We start from the raw sequence: 9,813 nt of genomic DNA, 5'->3' as shown, positions 1-9,813 counted from the left end.
TAGATACAGGGCACGTTTTCTTATACTCTTCTGCTAGCTTGATAAGACTTACTTTATCGATTTTCTTACCAAGCTCTGATACTTTTTTAGTAGTTCCACCTGTAGGCGCAACTCTTCTATTTCGGATAGCTGTCTCATCCCTTTACCATAGGTATATTGTTTCCCCAAAGGTTAATGAAAACGATGTAACTCACCATTCTCATACCATCTCATCCAGGTATAGATTTGACTGCCATTCTTAATTCCCAATGTCTCCATGATGACTTTATTAGACTTACCAGCCTTTTTCATTTCTATGCAGGCTAACTTAGTTTCTAATGAATAAGCTTTTTTGACCATAGCAAAACACTCCTGTTTCTAGTTTACTAGTTTTCAACAGGAGTGTTTTCTTGTGTCTCATTTTTGGGGGCTAGTGCCAGTTGTTGTCCGTGTTTATCTTTTAGATCCAAGACAACAATCAAAAAGTTCGGATGGTACTTTGGAGACTGTTGGTTATATGCTTCTTGCAGAAACCAAGTAAATTAAACCAGGTAATATTAATACAGAAGATTTGGTTGTCCAGAAGACACCGTTGTACACGATTCCTTTTACTGATAAAAATGGAGTAAATTATCCAAATAGTAAGGAAATTCCATTTGGCTTCCAAACAGCTCGTGACAATATTCCTAAAATAACAGTCTTTATACCATTATTAGGATATTATATATGGCATCTTTCTCCAAATTCACAGTTTGTAAACAGAAATTACAGTATAGGTGCGAACGTTGACTTGCTTAATCTTAATGGTTTAATGCTATATACGGAAACAGTTTGATACTATGAAAAAGTAGATCTAGTAACCTACGCCCTTGAAGTAAGTAAAGTCCTTGAAAGACGTACTTTAAAATGATGGTGATTTTAGTTTCACCCTCAAACAAGAAGGTGGAACACATTAAGAAACTGTTACCAACAAAAATGGTAAGGCAACCTTTACTGAACTAACATTCGAAAAATCAGGTATGTATACTTATAAGATTACGGAAGTTGTTGGTTTGGATAAAGACGTCGACTATGATGGTATGGAGGTTACTCTTACAGTCACTGTTAAACAAAACGATCAACATGAATTAGAAGTTGAAGCAGTCTATACATCAACAGGTGATCATGCTGAAGGAGAGAATGACGAAGTCTTCAACAACCATGTTGTAGAATCAGTTAAAATTAAATTTGACTTAACTGAGAAAATAGTTGGACGTGAGCTTAAAGATGGAGAATTCAAATTCGTTCTTAAAGATACAAACGGACAAGAAGTTGAAACTATAACGAACAAAACAGACAGAACTGTAACATTTACAGAATTATCATTCGACAACTCTAAAGTGGGTATTCACACATATACAGTAGAAGAAGTGATCCCTGCATCGAAAGAAGCTGGAATGGTAAATGATTCTATGAAAGCTACGATTACTATTGAAGTTGCTAAGAACGGTCATACTCTGACAACTGTAACAAACGTATCACCAACAAGTGGGGTGGATGGGAATGGTAACGCTACTGATGGAACAGAGGATAAAGAGTTCAACAATAAGATCACTCCTCCAGAAAGGCCTGAGTTCCAACTCGAAAAATTCGTTCTTAACAAAGAAGAATTTGATATTACTGGTTCAAAACTCGTTGACGATGACAATGAGTTAACTAATGAGTACACAGAAACTAATGCGGATCCATATGCTGATAAAATTTCAAACAACGAAGCAGAAAACATCAATACGAAGACAGCTGAACGTGGTTATAAAATAGTTTACCAAGTGTGGTTGGATACTAAGAACTTCACTGACAAGAACAACATCCAATCTGTAGGTATCTCTGATACATACGATGCTGAGAAATTGATAACGCTACTGACATCAAGGCTTCTGACAGCGTAACTGGTGGAGATGTACCATCTAAATTTGATATTACAGTAGCTAACGGAGTAATTACAGCTACATCTAAAGCTTCTATGAACAAATCTTTAGGTGATGCAGAAGATACTCAAGTTATCGACACAACTAAGTTTGCATTTGGTCGCCACTACAAATTTGATATCCCAGCAACTGTTAAAGCAGACGTTGCTGATGGAGTAGACATCGAAAACAAAGCCAATCAGATCGTTCATGTTTACAATCCAGTAAGAAATCTGTAGAAACTCCAGAAAAACCAACTCAAAAACGTGTGAACAGTGTGCCAATCACTGTAGAATTCAACTTCACGAAACGTTTGGAAGGTCGTGAGCTTAAAGCGAACGAATTTAGCTTCGTACTGAAAGATTCAACTGGTAAAGAAATTCAAACGGTTAAGAATGATGTGGCAGATAACGTTAAGTTCTCAGCAATTGAGTACAAGAAGGGTGAAGAAGGCACTTACACAGTTGAAGAAGTTCAAGGCACTGATTCTACAGTTATCTATGACACAATGAAAGCTGTTGTAACTTTTGAAGTAAAGCGTGATGGTAGCGCGAAAGCTCTCGTTACAAACGTAACAGATCCAGTGGACAAAGAGTTCAACAACAAAGTTGTTCCACTACCACCAGAACTTCTTTCTACTGGTGAAGAACAATCAGCTTCTGCTGCATTGTTAGGCGCTGCTCTTGGTTTGGTAGGACTTGCTGGTCTTGCAAGACGCAAGAAAAACGAAGACTAAACAAGTGGTAAAAACCAACGATTCACACTAGGATCGGAAATGCTTTAGTTTTCCACAAGGAGGCCTCGCTCTAAGGAGTGGGGCCTTTTTGTTATTTCTTGAAAGCATTGAAATCACGTCTCGCAATATGATACAATAGAGGATATTTACAATAGTTAGGACAAAGGTATGCTTATTTCGATTATTTCACAAGGCTTGATCTGGGCTATTTTGGGGCTAGGTATCTTTATGACCTTCCGTATCTTGGATTTCCCAGATATGACCACAGAGGGTTCCTTTCCATTAGGAGGAGCCGTTGCGGTAACGCTGATCACCAAAGGGGTTCATCCTTTATTAGCCACCCTGGCAGCCGTTGGTGCGGGGTGTTTGGCTGGATTAGCAACAGGTCTTCTTTATACCAAAGGGAAGATTCCGACGCTGTTATCGGGGATTTTGGTGATGACTTCCTGTAACTCAGTCATTCTCTTCGTGATGCAACGGGCCAACCTGGGCTTGCTTGGCTACTCAAAAATCCAAGATATGATTCCTATCGCGAGTGGCGTAAACGAGATTATCATCGGGATCATCTTTGTGACCCTGGTGATTTCTGCCATGCTCTTCTTTTTAGATACTAAATTGGGGCAGGCCTATATTGCGACAGGAGACAATCCTGAGATGGCTAAAAGCTTTGGGATCCATACCAGCTGGATGGAGTTGATGGGGCTAGTAGTTTCTAATGGGATTATTGCCTTGTCAGGTGCCTTGATGGCCCAGCAAGAAGGCTATGCAGATGCTTCTCGAGGGATCGGGGTCATCGTCGTTGGTTTGGCTAGCTTGATTATCGGAGAGGTTCTTTTTTCAAAACTAACCTTAGCAGAACGTTTGCTCAGTATCGTTATTGGATCGATCATTTATCAATTCTTAATTTGGACTGTGATTGCCATCGGTGTCAATACCAGCTACATTCGCATCTTTAGCGCTATCATCTTGGCGATCTGTCTCATGATTCCAACCTTTAAAGAGAAACTGCTGAAAGGAGTCAAACTCAGCAAATGACCGCAATTGTAGAATTAAAAAATGCCACCATCGTGGTGAACAATGGATTGAATGAAGAAAAAGTCATTTTGGATAATGTCTCTTTGGAGATTCATGAGCATGACTTTATCACCATTGTTGGGGGCAATGGTGCTGGTAAGTCAACCCTTTTCAACACCCTGGCTGGAACTCTGCCTCTGACCAGTGGTCAAGTCTTGATCAAGGGAGAGGACGTGACGCACTATGGTCCGGAAAAACGGGCCAAATACCTATCCCGGGTCTTCCAAGATCCAAAGATGGGGACGGCTCCTCGTATGACAGTGGCCGAGAATCTCCTGATTGCAAAATTCCGAGGAGAAAAGCGGGGCTTGGTTCCTCGTCGCCTTGCCCAGTACAAAGACGAGTTTAAAGAGGTTTTGAGCCAGATTGGCAATGGTTTAGAGAAGCATGTCGATACGGCGGTAGAATTCTTATCTGGTGGACAACGTCAAGCTCTGAGCCTGTTGATGGCTACCCTGAAGCGTCCTGAACTCTTGCTCTTGGATGAGCATACAGCTGCTCTCGATCCCAAGACGAGTCAGGCCTTGATGGAGCTGACGGATCGATTTGTCAAAATGGATCGACTGACTGCCTTGATGATTACCCACCATATGGAAGATGCCCTCAAGTACGGGAATCGCTTGATTGTCATGAAGGATGGAAAGATTATCCAGGACTTGAACCAAGATGAAAAGGCTAAGATGGACCTGTCTGATTACTACCGTTTCTTTGAGTAAATTTAGAAACTAGTTTCAGCGTGTAATCGCTTGCAATACCAATATTAAAGGAGTATACTATAGGTGAAGATAAGGGAGAAGGGGTTGATACCAATGCCTTATAGATTCATACATTAGGTTACTTCGTTTTAGGTCTGTCTTCGCTGACACTTGTTCGTGCTCTTTATGAAAAGAGCCTTAACGCCGGAAATGTTAAATCGGTTGAGCCGTCAAGTAAGTCTGCTTAACTTACTTAATGACATTGAAATACGTGGAAATAGTAGTGGAAGCTTTAGATGGTTTTCGAACTTCGGTATGCTCAACTGAGTGCTTTGTAACAAAACTGAAATAGAAATTGCAAAGAAAACCACTGGTATGTGAAAACGTACCATGAAAAGAAATGAAAATCATAACTGTTGTTTTCGTTAGCCTAAATGGTTAATCGCCTCTTGTCAGTGAAGCAGACCAGACCTCTAGTCCCGTAAGACTGGAGGTCTTTTTGTCTGTCATGTTAGAAAGTTGAGGTGAGGTCAGTGGGATTGCCATACGCACATGAATATAGCTGTCGAGATCACTTTAAAGAAAGAGCGATGGAACGATTTGGGGTCGATAAAGAGCAGTTGAAACGCTGGGTCAATCAACATGTGCCCTCGCTTCATCATTTTGATAGCAGTTTTGATCAACGGCCCGATACGGAAGCCTATGTAGCAGAGGACGGTGTCGTCTTTGTGTGTGATCTGAAGAAGCGAGAATTTATTACTTGCTTCCAAGCGGTCAATTTGACGGTGGATGAAGAGCAGAAGGAAGTCTGTCAAGATATTCATCGTGAGAATGTGCTCGCCTATAAACATAGCCAAAGCAAGCTCCTGAATCGCTACCGTTTGAAAGAGGCGAAAGAGTTACTGGCCAATATTGAAGAGCATGTTGATCGGTTTTATAGTTTGTCCCAAACCCTCAAGAAAGGGGCTCTCAGCGATCGGAATTACCACCACCTAGAAGAACTGTTAAATGAATTTCATGTGATCAAGGCGGCGATACGGGTGATTGAGAATAAGAAAAATGACTATCATACGGACTAGCGTCTCTTTAGCAAGCTGACATTCTATGCTGTCGTCTTGGGTTTTGATAAGGGTTCCTCCATCAAATGATGGAGGGCTTTTGTTTGGTCTGACTTTTGAAAAAATCGTGAAAAAATAGTATAATGTTCTAGATATGCAAGAAAATTGCAAAACTGTAATTCGACTTGGTGAGCCAAGGACCGTAAGTATGAACCATCACATAAAGGAGAAAACATGAGTAACATTAAGTTGATTACTTTAGGTGGAGTCCGTGAAAACGGGAAAAACCTCTACATAGCTGAAGTAAATAGCTCTATTTTTGTTTTGGATGCTGGTCTCAAGTATCCAGAAAATGAGCAACTAGGGGTCGATGTCGTTATTCCCAACATGGACTACCTCTTTGAGAATAGCGATCGTATCGCAGGAGTCTTTTTAACGCACGGGCATGCGGATGCCATTGGAGCCCTTCCCTATCTTTTAGCGGAGGCTAAAGTTCCCGTATTTGGGTCAGAGTTGACCATCGAGTTGGCCAAACTCTTTGTCAAGAGCAATGACAGTGTCAAGAAGTTCAATGATTTCCATGTAATCGATGCCAACTCAGAGATTGATTTTGGAGGAACCGTTGTTTCCTTCTTCCAGACAACCCACTCTATTCCAGAAAGTTTAGGAATTGTCATCAAGACTTCTGAAGGAAGTATCGTCTATACAGGAGACTTCAAGTTTGACCAGACAGCGAGTGAGTTTTATGCGACTGACTTTGCTCGTTTGGCAGAGATTGGACAAGAAGGCGTCCTCGCTCTCTTGAGTGACTCTGCCAATGCCGATAGTAAGATTCAAGTGGCTAGTGAGCAAGAGGTTGGGGATGAAATCCTAGATACGATTGCTGACTGGGATGGCCGTATCATTGTAGCCGCTGTTGCAAGTAACCTATCACGGATCCAGCAAGTCTTTGACGCAGCTGCAGAGACAGGGCGCCGGGTTGTCTTGACTGGATTTGACGTAGAAAATATTGTCCGGACAGGGATTCGTTTAAATAAACTGTCTTTGGCCAACGAAAAAATATTAATCAAGCCAAAAGAAATGTCTCGTTTTGAGGATCATGAATTGATTATTCTTGAAACGGGGCGGATGGGTGAACCCATCAATGGCCTCCGTAAAATGTCCATTGGCCGTCACCGCTATGTTGAAATCAAGGATGGCGACTTGGTCTATATCGTAACAACTCCATCTATCGCTAAAGAAGCGGTTATGGCACGTGTAGAAAACATGGTCTATCAAGCAGGCGGAGTCGTAAAAGCGATTACTCAAAGCTTGCGTGTATCAGGACACGGAAATGCGCGTGATCTTCAATTGATGATCAACCTTCTTCGTCCCAACTATCTGTTCCCAATCCAAGGGGAATACCGCGAATTGGATGCCCATGCACGGCTTGCGATGGAAGTGGGGATTTTGCCTGAAAATATCTTCATTCCGAAAAAAGGCACCATCATGGAATATGACAATGGTGACTTCGTTCCTGCAGGTAGCGTCTCTGCTGGAGATGTCCTCATCGATGGGAATGCCATTGGGGATGTAGGAAATGTCGTCCTCCGTGACCGGAAAGTCCTTTCAGAAGATGGTATCTTTATTGTGGCTATTACGGTTAACCGTCGTGAAAAACGCATTATCTCGAAGGCAAAAGTTCACACTCGTGGCTTTATCTATGTGAAGAAGAGTCGCGATATCTTGCGCGAAAGTGCTGAGATTGTCAACCAAAGTGTGGAAGAATACTTAGCCCAGGAAAGCTTCGATTGGGGGGAGCTCAAGGGTGCTGTTCGTGATAGTTTGGCCAAGTACCTCTTTGACCAGACCAAACGTCGACCAGCTATCTTGCCAGTCGTCATGGAAGTACGCTAGGATTAAGATAAGAGGAAAAGTCGATCGTCGGCTTTTTCTTGTCAAGGAAAAGAAGAAATAGTGAGGAAAGATAGATGGCAGTAATGCAGATTGAATACTATTCAGAAGCGCTCGCAATGGAGTGGGGGATCAACGTCCTCTACCCAGATGGATCTCGGGTGGAAAATCCAGATGATCAAGATATCCCGGTCCTCTATCTCCTTCATGGGATGAATGGCAATCAGTACTCTTGGTTGAAACGGACCAATGTAGAACGGATCCTACGTTCGACCAATCTGATTGTTGTCTTGCCTAATACCAATAATGGTTGGTATACGGATACCCAGTATGGCTATCCCTACTACACAGCCATCGCAGAGGAATTGCCTAAGACCTTGGCACGCTTCTTCCCCAATATGACTAAGAAGCGGGAGAAGACCTTTATCGCTGGTCTATCGATGGGGGGCTATGGATCTTTCAAACTGGCCCTTCAAACCAATCGCTTCTCGCATGCTGCTAGCTTTTCTGGTGCTCTTAGCTTTGAGGGGCATCAACTGGCAGACACCGATCTTGGAAGTGCAGCTTACTGGCAAGGGGTCTTTGGAGAACTAGAAGATTGGACGACGAGTCCTTACTCCTTGGAAAGCATTGCTGAGAAGTACTCAGATAAAAAGACGGTCTTATGGGCGTGGTGTGGCGAGCAGGATGCTCTGTATGAGGCCAACAATACAGCTGCTGATCATCTGAAGGACCTCGGTTTTGATATCATCTACAGCCATGGACCAGGAAAACATGAATGGTTTTATTGGGAGCGGGAGTTAGAGCATTTCTTAGCAACCCTGCCAATTGATTTTGAACTAGAAGAACGACTCGATTAGGAAGCTACTCATGCAGAGATGTGCTATAATATAGTGAAAAGTGCCTGGGCCAATTAGAAGAGAAGCCCAGAATCAATGAACAATTAGGAGAAACATACGTGACTAAAGATATTCGTGTGCGTTATGCACCAAGTCCAACCGGACTACTACACATCGGAAATGCTCGTACAGCATTGTTTAACTACTTGTATGCGCGCCACCAAGGTGGAACTTTTATTATCCGTATCGAAGATACAGACCGTAAGCGCCACGTCGAAGACGGCGAACGTTCCCAGCTGGAAAACCTTCGTTGGTTGGGTATGGACTGGGATGAAAGTCCAGAGACGCATGAGAACTACCGCCAGTCTGAACGTTTGGAACTCTATCAAAAATACATCGACCAACTCTTGGCTGACGGAAAAGCCTACAAGTCTTATGTGACAGAAGAAGAGTTGGCAGCAGAACGTGAACGCCAAGAAGTAGCTGGTGAAACACCTCGCTACATCAACGAATACCTCGGCATGAGCGAAGAAGAAAAAGCGGCTTACATCGCGGAACGTGAAGCAACAGGAATCATCCCAACGGTTCGTTTGGCTGTGAATGAGTCTGGTATCTACAAATGGCATGATATGGTCAAAGGCGATATCGAGTTTGAAGGTGGCAATATCGGTGGAGATTGGGTCATCCAAAAGAAAGATGGTTATCCAACTTACAACTTTGCCGTTGTGATTGATGACCACGACATGCAAATCTCTCACGTCATCCGTGGAGACGACCACATTGCCAATACACCAAAACAGCTTATGGTCTATGAAGCTCTTGGTTGGGAAGCACCTGAGTTTGGTCATATGACCTTGATTATCAACTCTGAAACTGGTAAGAAGTTGTCTAAACGGGACACCAATACTCTTCAGTTCATCGAAGACTATCGTAAGAAAGGGTACCTTCCAGAAGCAGTCTTTAACTTTATCGCCCTTCTTGGTTGGAATCCTGGTGGGGAAGATGAAATCTTCTCTCGTGAAGAACTGATCAAGCTCTTTGATGAAAACCGCCTCAGCAAGTCTCCAGCAGCCTTCGACCAAAAGAAAATGGACTGGATGAGCAATGAGTATATCAAGAATGCGGATCTTGCGACCATCTTTGAAATGGCCAAACCATTCCTCGAAGCAGCAGGACGTTTGACAGACAAGGCTGAAAAATTGGTGGAACTCTACAAACCACAAATGAAGTCAGTGGATGAAATCGTTCCATTGACAGACCTCTTCTTCTCAGACTTCCCAGAATTGACAGAAGCTGAGCGAGAAGTCATGGCTGGTGAAACGGTTCCGACTGTACTTGAGGCCTTTAAGGCAAAACTTGAAGCCATGTCAGACGATGAGTTTGTGGTAGAAAATATCTTCCCGCAAATCAAAGCAGTCCAAAAGGAAACTGGTATCAAAGGGAAAAACCTCTTCATGCCAATCCGTATCGCCGTTTCAGGAGAGATGCACGGACCAGAATTGCCAGAAACTATCTACTTGCTTGGTCGTGAAAAATCTATCCAACACATTGAAAAAATGTTGGAAGAAATTGCAAAATAGGAATACATTTATT

General features: G+C 42.6%; 10 protein-coding genes and 1 pseudogene. 10 read left to right on the top strand and 1 reads right to left on the bottom strand.

Going from position 1 to position 9,813, the window contains the following annotated elements:
• Positions 1-84: 84 nt before the first annotated feature.
• Positions 85-339: pseudogene (locus QZ158_RS06540) on the bottom strand (helix-turn-helix domain-containing protein); the annotation flags it as partial.
• A 52-nt stretch (positions 340-391) separates the two neighbouring features.
• On the opposite strand from QZ158_RS06540, the gene QZ158_RS08230 reads away from it, so the two are divergent.
• The 10 genes from QZ158_RS08230 to gltX all read left to right on the top strand — a co-directional run bounded on the left by QZ158_RS08230 (position 392) and on the right by gltX (position 9,800).
• Positions 392-520, top strand: coding sequence for a hypothetical protein (locus QZ158_RS08230; RefSeq protein WP_366928205.1), 129 nt, complete (start codon positions 392-394; stop codon positions 518-520).
• Positions 521-998: 478 nt separating this feature from the next.
• The gene (locus QZ158_RS08225; protein ID WP_366928204.1) at positions 999-1,907 is read left to right on the top strand and encodes an FctA domain-containing protein; all 909 of its coding nucleotides are present in this window, start codon (positions 999-1,001) and stop codon (positions 1,905-1,907) included.
• Positions 1,868-2,164, top strand: a complete 297-nt coding sequence (locus QZ158_RS08220; RefSeq protein ID WP_366928206.1) for a hypothetical protein — start codon at positions 1,868-1,870, stop codon at positions 2,162-2,164. The genes QZ158_RS08225 and QZ158_RS08220 overlap by 40 nt, the downstream gene beginning before the upstream one ends.
• 38 nt (positions 2,165-2,202) lie before the next feature.
• On the top strand, positions 2,203-2,661 hold the full coding sequence (locus tag QZ158_RS08215) for an FctA domain-containing protein (protein ID WP_366928203.1): 459 nt from the start codon (positions 2,203-2,205) through the stop codon (positions 2,659-2,661).
• Between the two features lie 168 nt (positions 2,662-2,829).
• Positions 2,830-3,696: an ABC transporter permease gene (locus tag QZ158_RS06525; RefSeq protein ID WP_293886882.1), complete on the top strand. Its 867-nt coding sequence runs from the start codon at positions 2,830-2,832 to the stop codon at positions 3,694-3,696.
• A complete protein-coding gene (locus QZ158_RS06520) occupies positions 3,693-4,451 on the top strand; it encodes an ABC transporter ATP-binding protein (RefSeq protein ID WP_293886880.1) in 759 nt (252 codons plus the stop codon). Before QZ158_RS06525 ends, QZ158_RS06520 begins: the two co-directional genes overlap by 4 nt.
• Before the next feature lie 569 nt (positions 4,452-5,020).
• On the top strand, positions 5,021-5,509 hold the full coding sequence (locus tag QZ158_RS06515; protein ID WP_048690893.1) for a hypothetical protein: 489 nt from the start codon (positions 5,021-5,023) through the stop codon (positions 5,507-5,509).
• 213 nt (positions 5,510-5,722) lie between these two features.
• Positions 5,723-7,384, top strand: coding sequence for a ribonuclease J (locus QZ158_RS06510; RefSeq protein ID WP_293886879.1), 1,662 nt, complete (start codon positions 5,723-5,725; stop codon positions 7,382-7,384).
• A 74-nt stretch (positions 7,385-7,458) separates the two neighbouring features.
• Positions 7,459-8,241: an alpha/beta hydrolase family protein gene (locus QZ158_RS06505; RefSeq protein WP_293886878.1), complete on the top strand. Its 783-nt coding sequence runs from the start codon at positions 7,459-7,461 to the stop codon at positions 8,239-8,241.
• A 98-nt stretch (positions 8,242-8,339) separates the two neighbouring features.
• A complete protein-coding gene (gene gltX / locus QZ158_RS06500; RefSeq protein WP_293886877.1) occupies positions 8,340-9,800 on the top strand; it encodes a glutamate--tRNA ligase in 1,461 nt (486 codons plus the stop codon).
• The last annotated feature ends 13 nt before the right edge of the window (positions 9,801-9,813 follow it).

It is taken from the genome of Streptococcus sp. A12, from assembly GCF_905372335.1.
Taxonomy (GTDB): Bacteria; Bacillota; Bacilli; order Lactobacillales; family Streptococcaceae; genus Streptococcus.
The sequence above is the reverse complement of the archived record's forward strand: the minus strand, read 5'-3'. Positions and strand labels throughout refer to the sequence as shown.

Bases quoted from the DNA above. Each gene is read 5' to 3' on its own strand.
- QZ158_RS06525 (WP_293886882.1), top strand. From the start codon at position 2,830: ATGCTTATTTCGATTATTTCACAAGGCTTGATCTGGGCTATTTTGGGG.
- QZ158_RS08225 (WP_366928204.1), top strand. From the start codon at position 999: ATGTATACTTATAAGATTACGGAAGTTGTTGGTTTGGATAAAGACGTC.
- QZ158_RS06510 (WP_293886879.1), top strand. From the start codon at position 5,723: ATGAGTAACATTAAGTTGATTACTTTAGGTGGAGTCCGTGAAAACGGG.
- QZ158_RS06520 (WP_293886880.1), top strand. From the start codon at position 3,693: ATGACCGCAATTGTAGAATTAAAAAATGCCACCATCGTGGTGAACAAT.
- QZ158_RS06515 (WP_048690893.1), top strand. From the start codon at position 5,021: ATGGAACGATTTGGGGTCGATAAAGAGCAGTTGAAACGCTGGGTCAAT.
- QZ158_RS06505 (WP_293886878.1), top strand. From the start codon at position 7,459: ATGGCAGTAATGCAGATTGAATACTATTCAGAAGCGCTCGCAATGGAG.